The organism is Fictibacillus arsenicus (assembly GCF_001999465.1).
Lineage (GTDB): Bacteria > Bacillota > Bacilli > Bacillales > Fictibacillaceae > Fictibacillus > Fictibacillus arsenicus.
Genome location: NZ_MQMF01000001.1, coordinates 1,013,156 through 1,032,634, shown reverse-complemented (window position 1 = coordinate 1,032,634; position 19,479 = coordinate 1,013,156). Strand labels below are relative to the sequence as shown.

At 41.5% G+C, this 19,479-nt stretch carries 18 protein-coding genes and 1 pseudogene; 6 read left to right on the top strand and 13 right to left on the bottom strand.

The genetic code is table 11. From position 1 onward, the window contains the following. Positions 1-33 precede the first annotated feature (33 nt). The 6 genes and pseudogenes from UN64_RS05025 to UN64_RS05000 all read left to right on the top strand — a co-directional run bounded on the left by UN64_RS05025 (position 34) and on the right by UN64_RS05000 (position 4,937). Positions 34-384, top strand: coding sequence for a hypothetical protein (locus UN64_RS05025; protein ID WP_077360300.1), 351 nt, complete (start codon positions 34-36; stop codon positions 382-384). Positions 385-437: 53 nt separating this feature from the next. Continuing rightward, positions 438-1,211, top strand: coding sequence for a hypothetical protein (locus tag UN64_RS05020; RefSeq protein WP_077360298.1), 774 nt, complete (start codon positions 438-440; stop codon positions 1,209-1,211). A 292-nt stretch (positions 1,212-1,503) separates the two neighbouring features. Continuing rightward, positions 1,504-2,333: pseudogene (locus tag UN64_RS05015) on the top strand (electron transfer flavoprotein subunit beta/FixA family protein). Next, the gene (locus UN64_RS05010) at positions 2,330-3,355 is read left to right on the top strand and encodes an electron transfer flavoprotein subunit alpha/FixB family protein (protein ID WP_077360296.1); all 1,026 of its coding nucleotides are present in this window, start codon (positions 2,330-2,332) and stop codon (positions 3,353-3,355) included. The pseudogene UN64_RS05015 and the gene UN64_RS05010 overlap by 4 nt, the downstream one beginning before the upstream one ends. Further along, entirely contained in the window at positions 3,348-4,643 is a 1,296-nt protein-coding gene (locus UN64_RS05005; protein WP_077360294.1) for an FAD-dependent oxidoreductase, read from the top strand. The genes UN64_RS05010 and UN64_RS05005 overlap by 8 nt, the downstream gene beginning before the upstream one ends. Further along, complete coding sequence (locus UN64_RS05000; protein WP_066293375.1) at positions 4,644-4,937, top strand: ferredoxin family protein; 294 nt, start codon at positions 4,644-4,646, stop codon at positions 4,935-4,937. It abuts the gene before it with no gap. 273 nt (positions 4,938-5,210) lie between these two features. Here UN64_RS05000 and UN64_RS04995 read toward each other — a convergent pair whose 3' ends face one another. The 13 genes from UN64_RS04995 to UN64_RS04935 form a co-directional block, all read right to left on the bottom strand. Continuing rightward, on the bottom strand, positions 5,211-6,329 hold the full coding sequence (locus UN64_RS04995; RefSeq protein ID WP_077360292.1) for a Ger(x)C family spore germination protein: 1,119 nt from the start codon (positions 6,327-6,329) through the stop codon (positions 5,211-5,213). Then, positions 6,326-7,387 (bottom strand): GerAB/ArcD/ProY family transporter, encoded by a 1,062-nt coding sequence (locus tag UN64_RS04990; protein WP_171978797.1) that lies wholly within the window; start codon positions 7,385-7,387, stop codon positions 6,326-6,328. Before UN64_RS04990 ends, UN64_RS04995 begins: the two co-directional genes overlap by 4 nt. After that, entirely contained in the window at positions 7,374-8,777 is a 1,404-nt protein-coding gene (locus UN64_RS04985; RefSeq protein WP_077360288.1) for a spore germination protein, read from the bottom strand. The genes UN64_RS04990 and UN64_RS04985 overlap by 14 nt, the downstream gene beginning before the upstream one ends. A gap of 320 nt (positions 8,778-9,097) precedes the next feature. Further along, positions 9,098-10,366 (bottom strand): helix-turn-helix domain-containing protein, encoded by a 1,269-nt coding sequence (locus tag UN64_RS04980; RefSeq protein WP_077360286.1) that lies wholly within the window; start codon positions 10,364-10,366, stop codon positions 9,098-9,100. A gap of 631 nt (positions 10,367-10,997) precedes the next feature. Continuing rightward, the gene (locus UN64_RS04975) at positions 10,998-11,468 is read right to left on the bottom strand and encodes an HIT family protein (protein ID WP_077360284.1); all 471 of its coding nucleotides are present in this window, start codon (positions 11,466-11,468) and stop codon (positions 10,998-11,000) included. Beyond that, a complete protein-coding gene (locus UN64_RS04970) occupies positions 11,465-11,965 on the bottom strand; it encodes an HIT family protein (protein WP_077360282.1) in 501 nt (166 codons plus the stop codon). Before UN64_RS04970 ends, UN64_RS04975 begins: the two co-directional genes overlap by 4 nt. Positions 11,966-12,067: 102 nt before the next feature. Further along, complete coding sequence (locus tag UN64_RS04965) at positions 12,068-12,829, bottom strand: DUF2628 domain-containing protein (RefSeq protein ID WP_077360280.1); 762 nt, start codon at positions 12,827-12,829, stop codon at positions 12,068-12,070. Between the two features lie 199 nt (positions 12,830-13,028). Beyond that, positions 13,029-13,358 (bottom strand): hypothetical protein, encoded by a 330-nt coding sequence (locus UN64_RS04960; RefSeq protein WP_077360278.1) that lies wholly within the window; start codon positions 13,356-13,358, stop codon positions 13,029-13,031. A 162-nt stretch (positions 13,359-13,520) separates the two neighbouring features. Beyond that, positions 13,521-13,916, bottom strand: a complete 396-nt coding sequence (locus UN64_RS04955) for a hypothetical protein (protein ID WP_077360276.1) — start codon at positions 13,914-13,916, stop codon at positions 13,521-13,523. 138 nt (positions 13,917-14,054) lie between these two features. Next, the gene (gene eat, locus UN64_RS04950) at positions 14,055-15,488 is read right to left on the bottom strand and encodes an ethanolamine permease (protein ID WP_281249323.1); all 1,434 of its coding nucleotides are present in this window, start codon (positions 15,486-15,488) and stop codon (positions 14,055-14,057) included. A gap of 199 nt (positions 15,489-15,687) precedes the next feature. Beyond that, positions 15,688-16,455 carry an SDR family NAD(P)-dependent oxidoreductase gene (locus tag UN64_RS04945; protein WP_077360272.1) on the bottom strand — a complete coding sequence of 256 codons (768 nt, stop codon included), beginning with the start codon at positions 16,453-16,455 and terminating at the stop codon, positions 15,688-15,690. A 31-nt stretch (positions 16,456-16,486) separates the two neighbouring features. After that, positions 16,487-17,908 (bottom strand): glutamine synthetase family protein, encoded by a 1,422-nt coding sequence (locus UN64_RS04940; RefSeq protein WP_077360270.1) that lies wholly within the window; start codon positions 17,906-17,908, stop codon positions 16,487-16,489. Position 17,909: 1 nt separating this feature from the next. Then, on the bottom strand, positions 17,910-19,385 hold the full coding sequence (locus UN64_RS04935; RefSeq protein WP_281249322.1) for an NAD-dependent succinate-semialdehyde dehydrogenase: 1,476 nt from the start codon (positions 19,383-19,385) through the stop codon (positions 17,910-17,912). Positions 19,386-19,479: the final 94 nt, after the last annotated feature.

Here is a 19,479-nt window from a genome sequence, read left to right as displayed (position 1 = left end):
GAGAGTAGAACAGAAAAGGGGACGAGAGACAGCATGACAGATATTTTATGGACGATTTACTTAGGTGTTTTGGGAGCTTTTGCGATTGGTTATTTTATTAAAGGCGGTTATAAATCGAATTTGGCGAAATTAGATTTTGTAATCTCGATCATCACCTGGATTGGCCTTTTTGGATATGTAACAAGTAACGATATTCTAAATCCACTGGTTTGGAAAATTGTATTCATCGGCGGTCTTATTTGGGATTTCATGTATGGTATTAAGAAGTTTAAAGAGGAAACGAATGATGAGATACCAAAAGCGGCGCAGCCGGTTGTTTTTGGGTTAACAGCCTTGATCATGATTGGTCCGTTATATTATGGATTGTTCCAGTATGCGTTTTAACAACCGTGTTAATGATTGAAATAAACACAAAGCTTGTTTAGGGGAGAAATTGCATGAGTAATGATCGAATACTTCGCAAGTTATTAGCAACGATATTTTCTGCCCTATTGTTTTCAGGTTTTATGGCGATAGGGTCATCGGCGATGGGGAATCCTGGTATTAACTATTTATTCTTTTCTGGTATCTTTTTTGTATATGCAGGAGCCATCATCTTAGTCTACGGAAATGTTGTTTCACATCTCTTAGAATGGGTGTTCAATCGCTTTTTTCGACCATCTAAAATGGCTTCAGTATGCTATATACTTCTTCACGGAGTTTTCGGTTCACTAATCGGTCTACTTGATTTAGACTACTCTATTGCGATAATGGGATTTATTGCTGCCCTTTTTTATGGGTTGATCGACTTTTGGATAAAACTTCGTCAAACCCAAGGGCGAACGTTGAAACCGATAACTTTTCTCTTCGTTCTATTTCTTATCCCCTCGATAGTCTTAGGCATTTTTAGCGATACAATCGATCCCTTTACAGAAGAAGAAGCTCTGGATTTTGTCGTAACCTTACCTGAATATAGTAGCTTCCCGAATAAGTCAGGAAGATTGGAGTTAACGATCCATGGGTTTCATGTTGTGCGGGAAACGATCGTTAAAAAAAAGGATGACGGGACTTTTCACATCACATTAAAAGAAACAGGGACGAGAGGTGAGGAAAAAACCAACTGGGAGGTTACTTACCGTGTGGAGTGTGGAGCAAGTTGGTTAGAGAAGGGGGACCCGAGCATACGGCCTCATTATTCGAAAGAAGGAGCAGGGTTTTATGAAGTTCGTTGAGATGGTTAAACATAGTTTAAGAGTGTGTTACACACTTTAATAGAATAAGGAAATAAAAGCGGTCAGACAGTAGTCTGGTCGTTTTTTTGATGTATTTGCATATCTAATTCGGGTGTGTTCCCAAAGTCCTTTCAATTAAAATTTACAGCTTTACGAGAGATTCTTTAGGATAATGAACCTTTCTTTTTTATTTTTTCCGTCATGTATCGGATAAGCCCTCCATATAGTAGTAGTAATCATCATACTAGTGGCTTCTAGAAAAAGACTGGCCAGTGATTAGAGGAGGGATCGAATGCTTCATATTGTGGCTTGTATTAAGCAGGTGCCTGATACGAAGATCATCAAGATGAACCCGAAGACGAATACGATGGACCGGGCGAGTGCGCCTGCTATTCTAAATCCTTATGACGCGCATGCTGTAGAAGAAGCGGTGCGTTTGAAAAAGAGGTACGGCGGGACGGTTTCGGTGTTGACGATGGGACCGCCGCCAGCTGTAAAGGCGATCAAAAAGTGTATCGAGATTGGTGCAGATGAAGGGTACATGATTTCAGACCGAGCGTTTGCTGGGGCGGACACTTTAGCAACGAGCTACGCACAAAAGCGATTGAAAAAATTTCAAAGATTAAACCGGTGGATTTAATCATCTGCGGAAAGATGACGATTGACGGTGATACCGGACAAGTAGGACCTGGAATCGCGCGCCGGTTAGACATGCCTCCTTTAACATCAGTCAACAAGGTAAAAGATATCAACTTGGAAGAAGGTTATGCGGTGGTTCATCGGAAACTGGAGGACGGTTATGAAGTGATTCAGTCGTCGATGCCTTGTTTGATGTCGGTGGAAAAAGAAATTAATGAAGTACCGTATTCTTCGATGACGAACATGCTGAAAGCTGCCAGGTACCAACCTATTATTTGGGCGGTTGCGGATCTGGAGGATGTGGAGAGAACGCAGCTTGGTTTGAAGGGTTCACCGACGATTGTATCTAAGGTGTGGGCGCCGACAAAACCGAGTGGTGGAGAGATGCTGGAAGGCGATGCGGCTCAGCAGACAGAGCAGCTTCTAAATATTTTACTAGAGAAAAAAGAACTTTTTGCGGTGAAGGGAGGGGACATAAGTTGAGTTTCGAAGACTACCATGGCATTTGGGTTTTTATTGAGGTGAAGGACGGAGAGATTGTGCCGGTTTCGCTGGAGTTGTTGGGAGCGGGGAAAGAGCTTGCGGACAAACGCGGAACGGAGCTTGCCGGTGTTTTAATCGGAGAAAACGTGGCACATCTAGCAGACTCTCTTTTTGAATATGGAGCGGATACGGTTTACGTGTATGACGACGCTATTTTCAAAGATTACCGGACGGAGTCATACATGAAGGCATTGCTGGAGTGCTGTCAAAAATACAAGCCGGAAGTGATTTTGTATGGGGCGACGTCGACGGGTAAGGACTTGGCGAGTGCGGTCGCGACAGACCTTCCGACGGGGCTCACGGCCGACTCTACCATTTTGGACATTGAAGAAGATACAGGCTTATTGCTGGCGAGCCGTCCGGCGTTTGGCGGGAATATCATGGCTACGATTCTTTGTAAAAAGTACAGGCCGCAAATGGCGACGGTCCGGCCGAAAGTGATGAAAGCTTTAACACCAGAACCTGGACGTAAAGGTAAGTTAGTAGAAGAGACGGCTTCTCTTAAGGAAGAAGATATCCGTACAAAGGTGCTCGAGATCGTCCGTCATACGACTCAAAAAGTAAAAATTGATGAAGCGGATATTATCGTCGCTGGTGGAAAAGGGTTAGGCAGTCCGAATGGTTTTCAGCTCGTCCATCAATTAGCTGAGACACTTGGCGGTGCGGTTGGGGGAAGCCGTGATGTGGTAGAAGCGGGTTGGATCGAGCATCATCATCAGGTAGGACAGACAGGTGTTACCGTTACACCTAAGATTTATTTTGCGATCGGCATTTCTGGCGCTATTCAGCACATTGTCGGGATGCAAAATTCGGGTCTCATTATCGCGATCAACAACGACCCTGAAGCACCGATTTTTCAATCGAGTCACTACGGAATCGTTGGAGATGCCTTTGAAATTGTGCCACTTTTAATCGAACAATTTAAACAAGCGTTTAACAGAGAGGCGGTCGACCATGTCTGAAAAATTTGATGTTATCGTTGTCGGGGCAGGTCCTGCCGGTATTTCCTGTGCGTACGAACTGGCGAAAGCAGGAGTGAATGTGCTGCTAATTGAACGCGGTGAATATCCAGGATCGAAAAACGTAATGGGCGGTGTCCTTTATCGAAAAATGATGGAAGATGTGATTCCTGAGTTTTGGAAGGAAGCACCTCTTGAGCGTCCGGTTGTGGAACAGCGGTTCATGATGATGGATAAGGAATCGGCAATCACCGTCGGCTACAAAGGGATGGAATGGGGACAAGAGCCGTACAACAACTTTACCGTGCTGCGCGCAAAGTTTGATCAGTGGTTTGCGGGAAAGGCTGTTGAACAGGGAGCTTTGCTGGTTAATGAAACAGTCGTTTTAGAGTGTATTGTTGAGAACGGAAAAGTAGTCGGGGTGCGGACTGACCGTCCTGATGGCGATCTTTATGCTGATGTTGTCGTGCTGGCGGATGGAGTTAACTCCCTTTTAGCAAAGTCACTCGGTTTCCATAAAGAGTTCCGTCCAGATGAAGTAGCACTGGCCACAATGGAAATCATTAAACTTGATAAAAAGACGATTGAGGATCGTTTTAATCTGGAGGAAAACCAGGGGACGACAATTGAGCTGTTTGGTGACGCGACAAAAGGAATTCTCGGCACCGGATTTTTATATACGAACAAAGACACGCTGAGCCTTGGGGTTGGTTCACTTCTATCTGGGCTGATTAAGCATAAGATTAAACCGTATGAACTTTTAGAGTATGTGAAGAACCATCCGATGATCCGGCCTTATATTGCGGGTGGGGAGCCGGTTGAGTACTTGGCGCACATGATTCCTGAAGGCGGATATAAATCAATGCCGAAAGTGGCGGGGAATGGGGTCCTCGTTGTTGGGGATGCGGCTCAGCTCGTGAACGCGATTCACCGTGAAGGTTCGAACCTGGCGATGAAGTCGGGACAGTTTGCTGCAGAAGCGGTATTGCTCGCTAAGGAACGCGATGATTATTCGGAAACCACACTCAACCATTACAAAACAAGGTTGATGAGCAGTTTTGTCGGGCAAGATATGAAGAAATATAAGGATTCTACACATCATTTTGATAAGTTCCCGCAGTATTTTGAAAAGTACATCCCGATGGCGAATAAGGCGATGAGCCAGATGTTCACGGTTGATGGCACGTCGAAATGGGATAAACAGAAGAAGATTTGGCGTGATGTGGGGACGGCTGGAGAGAAACTGAAACTAGCTCGTGATGCATACCGGGCGTGGAAGGTGATGAAGTAGATGAGCGAAAAAAAGTGTCAGACCATCGAAGAAAAGCAGTATCTCGTTCGTTTTAACGCAGACACGAAATCACATCTCACCGTTATGGATGCCGATGTTTGTTTGAACCACTGCCCGGATAAAATCTGTACGATCTTTTGTCCTGCAGAGGTGTATAAGTGGGAAGAAATCCGGATGCACGTGGGATATGAAGGCTGCCACGAATGCGGAAGCTGCCGAATCGGCTGCCCGCACCAAAATATTAAGTGGGAGTACCCAAAAGGCGGGCATGGGATAGTGTTTCGTTTGGGGTAAAGTTGGGGATTTTTTAAACAGATGTTTAAATCTTAGGCGAAAAAAGCACGCAGAGACGTGCTTTTTTGATTTGCCTTGTAAATTATATGGCTTAGGACAGCATATCTATCGTTGTTAAGAGGTACTTTGAGCGAAAAAGAAGGATCTTGAGCGTAACTCAGTGTTCTTGAGCGAAACTCAACGATTCTGAGCGAACGTGTAATAGATAAAAGAACACGTACCGTAAACTGCATCAAAACAATAATTGAGTAACTGTTATAATCAACAACCTCTTTATTTAAGTATCCCCGTCTTCTCAATCGCCACTTCAACCCTCGTATTTATCTTTATGGTGGGATAAGTTTCTCTCCAATCAAGAGCTTTCCAAGCTGCTGGATCTGTTTCTTTTAGTTCACGTCCAATTCCTAATACATCACTGTTGGCTTTTTGTGTTTTTTTCATAATTGATTGGGATTTTTTCGTTAAATCCCGAGAGATGGTTTCTTCTAACTTTTTAATCTGCTTTGAGCTTATTTTTTCGGTTATGGGGTATTGATGCAACAATACTTTAAGATCCAAATGAATATCAACCATTGGTTTTCCTGAAGCATCTTTCTTTAAATCTAACTCCCGCTTTGCCTTCAAAATCCGATAAGAAACTTGGTTATTTAATTTCTTTTTATCATTCATATAGGTTTCCAGATCGACAAGTTCCCCATAATTATCCATAATCAATAAAAGCAGGGAACATTCTTTTAATGATATCATTTGTCCAGAATAACCATTATGACTCATTAAACCTGCTCCTGAAACTAATATATTGCCCTCATTTTTCTCCAGGATGGGGAGGATAAAATCTTTTCCCTCTTCATTAAAATAAGTAAATAATGTGTTCAGCGTTCCTTTGGTAACTGTAGAATTATCTTCGGCAGCTTCAATAATTTCATATAAGCCAAAGGCAACAGGGTTTGTGCCGATCTCTTTTGTTGATAAAAGTTCACTCGCTTCCACACCCTTTACAATCGCTACTTTACTTCCTAAATAGGGATCAGGAACACGGTAGAAAAAATCGAGATAGGCGTTTAAATTTTTCTTCGCAAAACTTTCTCCGAGCAAAATGATTCGTGACTTTGAAGCGGTTAAAGGACCCGTATAATACGTTCTTAATTCACGGTATGTATCTTCTAAAGAATAACCAGTAGCAGAAGACATCTGATTTTTAAAGTCAAAAAAGTTTGTTCCCTTTGGTATGATGTTAAGGACTACGATCGTAGACTTTACCTTATTATCCTCTAAATCCAAACTTACACCGTTCATCACTTCTTGGTCCACAATTAATTTTTGATCCCAGCAGCCGGTCAGCAGAGGGAAAATGAATAAGAGAATGATTATTTTTCGAGAATTAGTCTTCATCCTTTTATCCCCTTCAGTTTAGCGATTATGAGTAAAAGTGCCGGAAAGATAAATACAAAGATGATATTTAAATAGATCATGATACTAGACAGTGATTCTTTCACAGTTAAGCTTATAGGCAACAAACCTAAGCATAATAAAAGTCCCGAAAGTAAATACACTGATTTTTTTCTTTGAATCGAAAATAATGTCTGGACACCGAGGCTTGCATTAAAAAGCTGAATAACAAGTGTTGTGGATATGGGAATAATCCAAAAGGAAAGAAAAATGATATCGATACTCTCAACAAATTCAAATGAAAGACCACGAAAAAGGTATAATAACGGCTCTTGAATAAGGCTAAATTGCACACCGCTAAAAGAAATTACACAAGTGATAAATAAGAATATATACAGCATAAGGGTAAACAAATTGGCAAACGTGAGAACCATCAAGCTTTTCTTAGGATTTTTTATCAACGGCATGATGAATAAAATGAGTTCGAAACCAATAAGTGAAACGAATGCATCAGGACTTGCTTTTATTATTTCTGTAAAGCTTTTTGAACCTATAGGCTGCAGTCTTCCAAAATGAATATCTTGAGGGTAGACCAGTATAAGTAAAAAGATCAGGACGATAAACCAAAATGAAAAAAAGAGAAACGATCTTGAAATAGTCAATAGCTGCTCCTTCGCAATATAAGATGTTGCAATCAAAAGCATTAAGATGATCGCCCATCGCGGTGTCTGATGAAGGATCCATGTGTTGATAACATCTGTAACAAGTATCATGAGCAGCATGGAAAACGAAATAAAATATAACACATAACATATGCTAACGATTTTACCTAAAAAATTCCCTAGAAGTCTAAGGTTAAGTTCATAAAACGTTTCCTTCGGTGACGTTCTGCTTAACGCGACAAGTATGATGATGATTCCTTGTGCCAAAACTCCAGCGATCAGAAGAGACATCCAGCCGTCTTGCTGCACATCGTTATATAGGATATAGGGCAGACCGAGGATACCAATACCGATCTGGGCTTGTATGATTAAGAAAAATAAATTCTTATTCGTGAGCATTCGTATCCTCACCCTTTCCATTTTTAGGCTGTGTGTTTAGAAATGACTGAAATATTTTAGGTGCCTCCACATAAGCTTTCCCAGCGGAAGTCAGCTTTACAAGGTGTGTCGTATAGACCATTAACCCAAATGCGATTCCAATAAAACCAAAAATAGCTGCCAAGAAAATTAATGGAAAACTCATGAGCCGCATGCTTGTGCTCATTTCCCCGATTGGAATGACAAAGGATGAAACGGCTGTAACCGCGATCACTACAACCATGGTGTTGGAAATAAAATTCGTTTGAACAATTGCCGAACCGATCACGATAGCCCCTACTGTACCAATCGTTTGTGCAACGGCTGATGGGAGTCTGACCGATGCTTCCTTCAGCAATTCCAAAACAATCTGCATCATGATCGCTTCAACAAAAGGATGAAACGGGACATTCATTACGGAAAGTTTGAGTGTATAAAAAGTGCTCACCGGCAAGATCGCAGAATGATACGCATTAACAGCGATATAAAAAGCCGGGAGTGTGACCGACAATATAAAAGCCAGTAATCGTAATGAATAATAAAAAAAGTTAACGAACCAGCGTGAGTTATAATCTTCAGGACTTCTTAAAAAGGAATAAAAAGATATAGGCGTAATTACCGCAGAAGGTTCATGCTCAAGAAAAATTACGGTATTCCCATTTAAGAGATTAAAGACTGCCCGATCCGGTCTTTCCGTTCTTAAGGATTGCGGGAAGGGCGAATATGGATAATCTTCAAGAGCCTCTTGTATCTGCCGGGAGTTAATGAGATCATCATTCTTAATTTTTTCTAATCTGCTTTTAATCGAATGAAGGACAGTCTGATCCACTTTTGACTCAAGATAACAGATCGCGACTTCAACATTGGTATCCGTTCCGTAAGTTTGATACTCCACTTTGAATTCAGGTGTTCTTAGCCTTTTTCGAAGCAACGATATATTGGTAGTGGCGCTTTCCACAAAACTATCATGTGCACCCATCGTTACTTTTTCGTTCAATGATTCATTGACCGCGCGTTTTTCATCCGATAAGGTTGCGATGGAATAAGCAATGTTGCAGTTTTCCGTAAGTAAAATAGTATTACCTTCTGCTATAGAGCTGCTAATGTCTTTATACGTTGTCATGATAGAAAATTGTTTAGTACCTAATGTATTCTCGATACTTTCAGATTCTTGTTTGTTGATCGGACCGATAATATGGAGTTCGATCGATTCTTTATCCGTCATCGTATCAAGATAGAGTAGTATAATAGCTTCCCCATGAAACGTTAACTTTCTTCGCTTTAAATCCGCCGTCTGCTTCATTTTTTCTTCTATTATTTTTAAGTTTTGCGTTAGATCAGAACTAAGGAATTCATTATGAGATTCGGCCATATGGCATCCATCTTCTTTCTTTAAAGTCGATAGTATGCAGTATAGACGTGAATCTAGATGAATATTCTTTGAGGAGGTGATTCATAAGGGGAAGTCCGCTTTTATGAATCACTTTTTTTGTGAAGTTTGAGCGAAAAGCGGTGTATTTTGAGCGATACTCGTCTGTTTTGAGTGGTACTCGAGCATTTTGAGCGTAGATCAAGGATTCTGAGCGTAGCGAACAATTTTTGAGCGAACGTGTAACAGATTAAAAGAACGTACCGTAAAAATGCATCTACCCATAAAAAAAGAACAACTATAATGATTTTAGTTGTCCCATCTTATACGTACGTAACCCCAACCTGATGCATATTCTTAAGCGCATCGAATGCCAAGGAATAATAATGACTCGCTTGTTTGTACTTTTGCTGCTTCTCAAAGTATTTTCCGAGAATCGGATAATAATCGGCAAGGTGAATCCACTCGTTCCTTTGCTCGAAGTAGGGGAGCAGTTCGTTGATCATAAAATCAGCATTTATTTCACCGTATTTAAACAAGTGTTTAAAATAGAGAAAATGTAGCTCGAATCCGCGGTTAAGCGGGTCAGTTTGAACTTGTTTCAGCCATGTATCTATGAGCTCTAAACCTTTTGCAGATTGATTGGTCTTTTCGTATTCTTTCACTAGTGCAAAGATCGTCATTATTTTTGCAGAAAGGGTCACCTTTTCTTTTGCTTCCAGGCTTTTTGAATAGAGCTCGATAGCTTGATCTGCTTCACCTTTATGTGTGGCGATGCTTCCTAAGTTATGATTGATCACTCCATGTAAAACATCGTCATTAAAAGTGTTCGCAATGGTTTCGGCAAGCAGTAATTGATTAGCAGATTCATCGAAATTTTTAACGCGAAGATGAACGATTGCAAGTATAACTCTGCAATCCGCACATCTCTTAAAGAAGTAGTTTTTCTCAAATATCTCTAATGCCCGCGCCGTATATTCCAGAGCAACAATATTTCTATACAGCTGGTTTGCTGTTAGTCCGATCATGTACAGCAAATATCCCTTTTCCCATTCTTGAAAGCTGTGATTCACTAACTGTTTTTCCGCCTTTAAGAAATAGTGAAATGCCTCATCGTAATCATTTGAAAAGTAGGATAGCTGACCTTTAGCGAGCAAGTAATAAAAGGCTTTTTCCCCTTTCATCACATTGCCTATATGAGAAACTTCGTCTAACAACTCGTGAACCCCTTGGGTTTCTAGTTTGGTCATCATGATATAGATGCTTTTGAAAATCTTGTGCAAGATATCATCATCGACAGATTGCAAAGGGGAAGCTGCCAAAGCATTAAATTTTTCCTCTGCAGATTTATGATCTCTCTGATAAAGAGAATAAAAAAGATCTATATACTTTTGAATCATCTCATTTTCGTTAATGGACTCAAGTCTTACTTCTAGTCGAGCGGCTAAATGCTGCTGGATTTCATCTGAAGGCTCGGTCACACCATTTTCAATTTTGCTTAAATAGGGAATAGAACAGATCCCGGCCGCTAGTTCTTGCTGGGATAAGTTTTTGACTTTTCGAAAGTACCGAATCTTTTCGCCAAGATGCATTTCTTTTACCCCCGCCGTTTTTCTTTGATTTTAACACTTAATATGATAGGAAAATACCTTTATCAAGCTGTTTAGTAGTTAATAAGGAAAGTTGAATGATTCTAAGTTGGGAAACAGTGATCATTTTCACAAGATTTGAACCCGTTTATCCGCAATGTTTCCCAATTTTCATAGGTCCTCTTTTAGGTATAATTATCTATGACAACTAACAGCTAAGGTGATAAGCATGCATATTGAAAAAGGAAATATTGTTACATATCAGGACGAACCTTATATCATAGTTCACGTTTATACGTCAGATTATATAGAAATAAGAAAAGTAGGAGAAAGGTTTATTTCACGTGTTATTTTAGTGCACAAGTCGGAAGTGACCGATCAAAGCGAGTAATTTCAAATACATAACGGCTGGAAAAAGGGAGAGGATGACCTGAAAGGGTTGTTCTTTTTTGTTTTTTCCTCCAAAAACCATTGCCGTATTTCAGCGAGTGAGATTAAAGCGGTTTTGCAAGGGAACAATAAGTGATGGAGTAATAAAATAAAAAGAACCTGCACAACGCGGGTTCTTTTTATTATTATTAACGTGTGAAATGTTCTTTTAGAACAAGGGGGGATGTTTAATAACCAAATTAATTTATGCGTGTATTAAGGGTGTTATCTTTTGTAACTCATTAAGTAATCTTACCTTCATTTCTTCTAATTCTTCTGGTGAAGGCTTAACTTCTTCGGCAAACATCTCATCCCGATCAACCCACCAGACAGGTCCCTTAACTGGAGCATCATTTTCTCTGCGCGGGAATAAATGCCAGTGCAAATGGGAATCTCCATTTCCGAGTAGTTCATAATTCAACTTCTCGACATTAAACGCTTTATATACAGCTTCAGCAACCTTGCTCATTTCGATTAAGAACTTATTTTTAAAATCCTCTTCTAAAAAGTGAAGCTCAGTTTTATGTTGTTTACAAAGAAATAAACTATATCCTTTAAAATATTGATGATCTCCTATAACTACGTATCCAGTCTCTAGTTCTGCAACAAAATAGGGATTGGTATTTGTTTTAATCATGTCAATTCTTTCGCATATTAAGCAGCTTTTATCTTTCATAAAACACTTTCCTCTATTCTCTTATAGGTGTTAAACCAATTTTTAAGTTTATTAGCGTAAATTGATCTTTCTTTAGCTGTACTGAGTTTGCCATTTGTGAAATAAAGATTGTCATTGTGATACCTAGGGTAGACATGGAGATGATAGTGCCAGACATCTTGACTTCCACCTGGTTCATTATGCTGTCTAGTTGAGATGCCGTCACATTCATAACAGTCTTTTAGAGCAAAAGCGATTTGTTGGGATAATTGATGTATTCTAACTGCATAATCTATTGGCAGGTCAAAGATATTTTCAAAATGTTTATTTGGAATGATGATAACGTGACCTTTATTGTTAGGCCACCATAAAGTCGCAATAAGTGCGGTTACATAGTCATCCTTATAAATAATGTCTTCCTGTTTGGTTTGTACTAACTTGTTTTCTTCATCTTCTTCCCCTTTAACTACTAGACAAAAAGGGCAGATATATTCATCAGGCATATGCTTAAACAGCATCTAGGTTTTCGCTCCTTTTTTATAACATTGATAAGCGTGGAATTAGAATCGACACAAGGATAAAAAATAAAAATGTCACAATAAATCAATAATAAATATTTATTACTTTTTTTCTATTTGCAATTGATAAGCTTTAGACTTTTTTTCACTTAATTTTTTCCCGTCGATATAAACCTCTTTCCATTCAAACAAATCTCTCTCTTGGTATACATGAAAAACGATGCGTACTCCTTCATTTTTAATAGAATCATAACCAGAAAACTCTACAACATGATAGGATCCTTCTTCTTTCACATACGTCCATCCTTGTTTAACCATCGTGTCTTCTAAAAATATCCCTTCATCATTCAAACGCACAACATCCTTTATGTTGGTTTCCGTTGGCAGTGAAGATAAGAAGCCGAGTGTGAAAAACAGAAGTATACCCAAAATGACATTAAGCCCAAGCATCATCCCAGTGTTTGTTCCGCCTTTTGTTTTTAAATAGGCAGGCTGCTTTAAAATAGTAAGAGATTTTGCTTGTTTTGAGATACTAGATACATAGTTGAAATACCAGCGATTGGCGTTTCGTCCAACGATAAAAGCAACCGTCACATAAAAAGTAAGGTAAAACCATAGCGGAATATCGATAATGGAAAAAGGAATCATCCACATTAGCTGCAGGATGCTTATTACAATAAAAGGCTTGTACATTTTTCGGTAAGTCAGCCAGAATGAGAAGAAGAAAAAGGCTGCCCAATTCCATGTGTTGTTTCTTGCGGGATCTTCGACATAGCCCCATTTCACATCGTAATACTCTGTATTTTTTTGTACGACTATATGTTCTTCTTCAAATAAAACAGGTCCTCTTAATGCTTCATTCATATAAATCCTCATTTCCTATTTGGTAAAATATAACTTAATTATAGATAAAAAATGGAAAAAAGACATAATAAAAATGAACTGGTGTCTGATCCACTTCACTGTCTGAGATTTTTATGTAGTTGAGAGGGCTTATGTACACTATTTCACAATCCAGGGTAAAAAGAAAAGCGAGTGTAAAACTGGTGATCTATCTATGTGGTTATTCGAGGGTATTCAGCTGATCTTCGCGTGCTTTTTGGCTCAGTTCGTTTGAATAGTTTATGGCATCATGTATGGATGAAAAGTGCTGTGACGAGAAGTAGGGTGACTTGTAGCAGTTTACTTTTTTTGAATCAGATGGGTAGATGAGAACTTTCCACTGATAAATGTCTGGCTGCTTTTCGCTGCCTTCCATCGCGATGAGCCAGTGTGTGGACCCTTCGTGTGAAGTGTTTTCTCCTGATTTTTGCATAAGAGCCGCTCGATCATTCTCTCCGATAAGAATGAGCCCCTTCTGGTAAAACTCCCTCATGTTCGGATATCCGCTCATATGATCTCTCCCTTCAAAACATGATTTGTCCATTTCTTTCGGTAATGGCTTAACCATATTTCATGTATTAACTCATTGTATGCAGGGAGAGGGGGGATGATGAATGATTTAAAGCGGAATTTATATAAAATGCAAGTTGCTGAACTGACTCTTTAACTTATGCTACTCATTTAAATAGTCACTAAAATATTCGTTTAATTCTTCTGTTATTTCCTCATAGGTTTCATCAAGTAGTTCGCCTGTAATTTTGCTTCCAGGGAGTTTTTTTATAGTGGGTATTCCTAAGAAAGAACGTTCGCAATTCCATATTTTAATAATGTGTATATCGATCGGTTCACCGGTGTCATCAGCTATTCCCAATGATATAGCTGAACTGTATCCAGGCTTAAAAGGGTCCTCGCCATCTTGGTCAAATGAGGCATCAAGATTTAAATCATTTTTCGCGAGTAAAGGTTTATACTGAATCATTAACTTTTCAATCAGGTTTTTCAACTCTAGTTCTCTCTTCTTAATTTCTACTCTTAAAGCAGCAGAAAAATCCTTTTGATAATATTTCACTTGTTATCACTTCTTTACTAATAAGATAAATTAAAAATTCGATGAGTATTTTTAAAAACCTTTTATTATTAAACAAGTGTTTAATTTAGTACAAAAAAATCCAGATGCTGATTGAATTTCAGCATCTGGACTAGTAAGTTACATTCCGATTTTAGCATCCCTTTTTATCATCTCATCATGCTGTTCTTCATCAGCCTCCAGCTCATCAAACACACCGAACTCTTCTTCAATCGGAAGAAGTTTGTGTCGTCCGACTGCAATATAATAGACGGTTGCAGCTCCGTATATGAAGAGAAGCACGCCGAGCAGGGGTACATTTACTCCGAAAAGCGGTAGGGATTGATTAAACACGCTGTAATAGATTACACAGAAAAGCGAGATAACCCCAAGAACAATCGCCACTCCTGGAACGAGCGGGTAGGAAACTTTAAACGGACGGTGCAGGTTGGGTTCTTTTTTTCTTAAGATAAAAAGGGAAACCAAACTTAAGCAATACATCATCGCAGCACCAAATACCGCTAGGATAATCAGCTGGTTGGCAAATGTGGCGTTTGCTGCTGCAATGACACCTATTCCGCCCGGGAGGAGAAGTCCCCAAGTTGGAATTTGACGCTTTGATAATCTTGATAAAAATTTAGGCAGGTACCCAGCGCGAGATAAAGCGAACGTCTGGCGTGAGTAGCCGATGATGATTCCGTGAAGGCTTGCAATTAACCCAGCAAGTCCAATAACGGCAACTAATTTTGGAAGGAAATGACCTTCACCGTAAACTGAAGCGAGTGCCTGTGGAAGCGGGTTATCCGCAGGCTGCCCAACACCGCCGCCAAGTCCGGCTGTGATGAAGAGCGTTCCAATCGTACAAATGGCGAGTGTTAAAATTCCGGCGATGAAGCCTTTTGGAATGTCTTTTTTGGGATTCTGAACTTCTTCAGCTGCCATTGCACCGCCTTCAACTGCTAGATAGAACCAGATCGCAAATGGAATTGCCATCCACATGCCGGTCCATCCGTTCGGAAGTGCATTTTCGTTAAAAATGTAGTCTAGCTGGACGTGTGTGGAGCCAGCAGCAAAATAAATAGCAAGTCCGATGAGTGCGATGATTGTGGCGACTAGCTCGATAAGTGCGGCACCTTTTACGCCGATCATGTTGATCAAAATGAAGAAGACGAACACAGCAACTGTCGCATAAACTGGGTTGATCGCCGGGATTAGAAAATTGATGTACGCCCCGGTCGCAACGGCAATGGCTGGCGGGGCGAACACGAACTCGATTAGAACCGAGATCCCCGTCATAAAACCGGCATATGGTCCCATCGCACGCCTGGCATAAGCAGAAGGTCCGCCAGCGTGCGGGATGGAGGTCGAAAGCTCTGAGTAGCTGAAAATAAAAGCAGTGTAGAAAATCGTGATGAAGATGGCGGCAGCCATTAATCCGAGCGTTCCGCCTTGTTCGAACCCGTAGTTCCAGCCGAAGTACTGACCTGAGATAACCATACCGACGGCGATTGCCCATAAGTGTATGGGCTTTAGCGCTTTGTGCAGCCCTTGCTTTTCGTGATTTACTTCCCCCAATTTAAACACTCCTTTCGAATTTAAGTTCATAGTTGAAACTCGTGGATAAACAGTGAAAACTTTTGGATTGAAGCCCAAAACTCGTGGATTCAGCCCCAAAATATTTGGATTCACCGCTCAAACTTTTGGATTGAGCGGTGAATTTTGTGGATGGGGGCTGGTGAGCACCAGCTACAACCACCGAAATCGGGCAAAATCATCAAAAATAGTTCGATGTAATCCCGCCGTCGATGTTTAACAGCGCCCCGTTCGTCCAATCTGACTCGTCAGATGCTAAATAAATGGCTGCGTACACGATATCTTCTGGTTTTCCGAATCGACCGGCCGGTTGTCGCGACAACCGTACCTTTTTTGCTTCTTCATCTTTCACGAGCCATTCCATCAATAGAGGCGTTTCGATTGGTCCAGGGCAGATGGAATTGGTACGGATGCCTTCCGGGCGGAACTGGATCGCAAGTGATTTTGTCAGTGCATTGACAGCTCCTTTTGAAGCGGTGTATGCATCTTGTGGAACGCTGCACCCGAGGAAAGCGACAAAGCTCGCAATGTTGATGATCGATCCTGATTGGTTCTTCTGCATTTCTGGAATGACATACTTGCACATAAAATAGATCCCTTTAACGTTTACGTTCATAACTAAGTCCCACGCGTCTTCAGGAGTATCAATGACAGAGTGATCCTCTGCAATCATGACGCCGGCGTTGTTATAGAGGACATCGATTTTCCCGTATTTTTCTACGGTATCATCAACGGCTTTTTTTACGCTTTTTTCGTCCGTTACGTTGCAATAAAAGTAGGTCGCGTCACCGCCAGCTTGACGAATCGCTTCAGCCGCCTCCGAGCCGCTTTTTTCGTTCATCTCAAATACTGCGATTCTTGCGCCTTCTTTTGCAAACATTTCAGCAGCGGTTTTTCCCATTCCGCCGCCGGCCCCTGTTATGATGCATACTTTGTCTTTTAGTCTCATCTGTTGTTCCTCCTCAAGTTTAAATAATCTGCTAGCACTGCTCGAAATAACGCTGACGTTCCCATTTCGTCACGATACGATCAAACTGTTTTTGTTCTAGTTTTGCTGTAAAAAGGTAGTGGGAGGCTGCTTTTTCGCCCAACACTTTTTGAACGACTTCACTATCTTCCCAACATTGGATGGCCTCATATAGCGAACCTGGAATACGCGGGATGTTTTTATCTTTATAAGCGTTTCCTTTGAATTCAGGTTCAAGCTCTAAGCCCTCCTCAATGCCTTGAAGTCCAGCACCAATCAGGGCTGTGTACGCTAAGTAAGGGTTCATATCCGCTCCAGGAATACGTGTTTCCATACGGAGACTTTTTCCGTCGCCGACAATTCTGTAGCCGGATGAACGGTTGTCATGACTCCAGATGATGTTAACTGGGGCCCAGCTTTCTTGAGCGTATCTTTTATACGAATTAACGTAAGGTGCGAAAAACAGGGCAAAGTCCCGTGAGTATTTTAAGACCCCAGCTAAAAAATGCTGCATCGTTTTAGACATATTATGGTTGCCGCTATCTGGATCATAAAAAATATTCTCGCCCGCGCGCTTGTCCCATAGGCTCAGGTGGATGTGGCCGCTTGAGCCTGTCCATTGGTGGTTTGGCTTTGCCATGAACGTGACAGATAAATTGTCTTGCATGCAGATTTCTTTCATGCCGTGTTTGAACATAATGTGGTTGTCTGCAGCGTTTAATGCGTCGGAATAACGCATGTTGATCTCATGCTGTCCTTTAAATGCTTCACCTTTAGAAGACTCGATAGGGATATCTGCTTTAGCCATTTTCCGGCGGATTTTTTGATAAAACGGTTCGTTTCGCGTTCCTTGAAGAAGGTTATAATCTTCGTTAATATGTCCAGCTGTCTCAACATCTTCATAGCCTTTTTGATGAAGGTCTTCAAAGGACTCTTTGAACAGATAGAACTCAAGTTCACTAGCCATGTTGAGTTCGAATCCTTTTGCTGCTGCTTTTTCAATTTGGTTCTTCAAAAGGGTGCGAGGCGCAATCGGGATGGGATCACCGGTCTTTTCATCGTACACATCGCAAAAAACGATGGCGGTACGGTCCGCCCAAGGTACGATACGGAGGGTTGACCAGTCGGGGAGGGCGAGCCAGTCACCGTAGCCGTTCTCCCAGTTCATCATTTCGTAGCCGTCAGGCGTGTTCATTTCGAAGTCCGTACCAAGCAGATAGTTGCAAAAATGGGTTCCTTTATCGAGGTTGTTTTCTAAACAATAGGCAGCCGTCAGACGTTTTCCCATTAGTCGCCCTTGCATATCACAGATTGCTAGATTCACCGTATCGATCGATCCGTCTTCCAGCAATGAAAGCAAGGTTTCTTTTGAGATCAATCCTGTTTTCTTTGACTCTTCCTTTTGGGATAGATTTACGATTGTTTCTTGACTCATTTTAATAACCTCCTTCTTCATTTTCGAGCGTGAGTGAGATGTATTTCAGTTCGAGAAACTCTTCTAATCCGTAAAATCCGCCTTCACGGCCGATGCCGCTTTCTTTAATTCCGCCAAACGGAGCTTGAGGGACACTCAGCGATGTTCCGTTTACGCCGATCATGCCGGAGTCGAGTTCTTCAGCCATGCGGTATACGCGGTTTACATCACGGGTGAAGAAGTAAGCTGCCAAGCCGTAAGGGCTTTTTTCGGTGAATTCCACGACCTCCTGTTCTCTTTGGAAAGAGAGGATAGGAGCAACCGGACCGAAAATTTCATCTTGTGTCAGTTTCATATCGAGTGTGACATCGCTGAGTACAGTTGGCTGAAAGAAGTAGCCGGTGGAGTCGCTGGTTCGCTCGCCGCCAGTTTCTACTGTGGCACCTTTTTCTTCGGCATCTTGAAGCAGTTGTTCGACGTTCTTGAGTGCTGCTTCATTCACTAAAGGGCCAATTTGTATAGGGTCTGTCCCGGGGTCTGACCCCGGGACAGACCCAGAGCCCACTTTTAGTTCTTTTACTAGATTCACGATCTTTTCAGTAAGCTTTTCCTTGATTTCCTCATGGGCATAAATGACGTTTATCCCGTTGCACATCTGTCCGCAGTTTTCGAACTTATTGTCGACGATCGCTTTTGCAGCGAGGTCAAGGTTTGCGTCAGGGAAGACGATCGCAGGTGCATTTCCGCCAAGCTCCAGCGAGATTCGCTTCACTTGATCGGCTGCGCGCTTCATGAGCTGTTTTCCGATTTCGGTTGAACCGGTAAACGAAATCTTCTTTACGCGTCTATCTTCAAATAACGTCTCACCGATTACAGATGCTTTACCCGTCACAAGGTTTGCAACCCCAGCTGGAATCCCGGTTTTCATGAGCTGTTCGAAAATGGCGATGGCGATCCTCGGGGTTTCACTCGCCGGTTTCACAACGACCGTACAGCCAGCCGCAAGAGCAGGAGCGGTTTTCCGTGCCACCATCGCGCCAGGGAAGTTCCAAGGTGTGATCAGCCCGCACACACCAACTGGCTGTTTGATCACGGAGATGCGCTGGTTTTCTTTGGAGCCAGTGATCACTTCGCCGTAAACACGTTTTCCTTCCTCGGCGTACCATCTGATGAACGTTGCACATCCTTCAATTTCACCTCGCGATTCGCTTAATGGCTTTCCTTGTTCTTCCGTTAAAATAGCAGCCAGTTCATCACGGTTTTCTAGTAAGTTATCAGCCCATTTCACTAAGTACGACTCTCGTTTTTCGGGGGTGAGCTTCTTCCACGGTTTAAAAGCTTCATAGGCTGCGTTGATCGCAAGCTTCGTTTCTTTTTCACCTCCATTAGGCACTTGGTCGATGACTTCGCCAGTCGCCGGATTTATAACATCGATGCTCTCAGATGTGCTGACCCTCTCGCCTTTGATCCATAGGTAGTTAAGTGTCGTTTTTTCCATGTTCATACCTCCTGTAAGGTTAGTTTTAGAGAATAAGAGAGTAAAAGAAGACAAAAGACGCCTAAGGACATACATGGTTGATGTATTTCTTAGG

What these genes read in the sequence shown, in the direction of transcription:
- UN64_RS05025 (WP_077360300.1), top strand. Translation starts at nt 34, where the DNA reads ATGACAGATATTTTATGGACGATTTACTTAGGTGTTTTGGGAGCTTTT.
- UN64_RS05020 (WP_077360298.1), top strand. Translation starts at nt 438, where the DNA reads ATGAGTAATGATCGAATACTTCGCAAGTTATTAGCAACGATATTTTCT.
- UN64_RS05005 (WP_077360294.1), top strand. Translation starts at nt 3,348, where the DNA reads ATGTCTGAAAAATTTGATGTTATCGTTGTCGGGGCAGGTCCTGCCGGT.
- UN64_RS05000 (WP_066293375.1), top strand. Translation starts at nt 4,644, where the DNA reads ATGAGCGAAAAAAAGTGTCAGACCATCGAAGAAAAGCAGTATCTCGTT.
- UN64_RS04995 (WP_077360292.1), bottom strand. Translation starts at nt 6,329, where the DNA reads ATGAAGACTAATTCTCGAAAAATAATCATTCTCTTATTCATTTTCCCT.
- UN64_RS04990 (WP_171978797.1), bottom strand. Translation starts at nt 7,387, where the DNA reads ATGCTCACGAATAAGAATTTATTTTTCTTAATCATACAAGCCCAGATC.
- UN64_RS04985 (WP_077360288.1), bottom strand. Translation starts at nt 8,777, where the DNA reads ATGGCCGAATCTCATAATGAATTCCTTAGTTCTGATCTAACGCAAAAC.
- UN64_RS04980 (WP_077360286.1), bottom strand. Translation starts at nt 10,366, where the DNA reads ATGCATCTTGGCGAAAAGATTCGGTACTTTCGAAAAGTCAAAAACTTA.
- UN64_RS04975 (WP_077360284.1), bottom strand. Translation starts at nt 11,468, where the DNA reads ATGAAAGATAAAAGCTGCTTAATATGCGAAAGAATTGACATGATTAAA.
- UN64_RS04970 (WP_077360282.1), bottom strand. Translation starts at nt 11,965, where the DNA reads ATGCTGTTTAAGCATATGCCTGATGAATATATCTGCCCTTTTTGTCTA.
- UN64_RS04965 (WP_077360280.1), bottom strand. Translation starts at nt 12,829, where the DNA reads ATGAATGAAGCATTAAGAGGACCTGTTTTATTTGAAGAAGAACATATA.
- UN64_RS04960 (WP_077360278.1), bottom strand. Translation starts at nt 13,358, where the DNA reads ATGAGCGGATATCCGAACATGAGGGAGTTTTACCAGAAGGGGCTCATT.
- UN64_RS04945 (WP_077360272.1), bottom strand. Translation starts at nt 16,455, where the DNA reads ATGAGACTAAAAGACAAAGTATGCATCATAACAGGGGCCGGCGGCGGA.
- UN64_RS04940 (WP_077360270.1), bottom strand. Translation starts at nt 17,908, where the DNA reads ATGAGTCAAGAAACAATCGTAAATCTATCCCAAAAGGAAGAGTCAAAG.
- UN64_RS04935 (WP_281249322.1), bottom strand. Translation starts at nt 19,385, where the DNA reads ATGGAAAAAACGACACTTAACTACCTATGGATCAAAGGCGAGAGGGTC.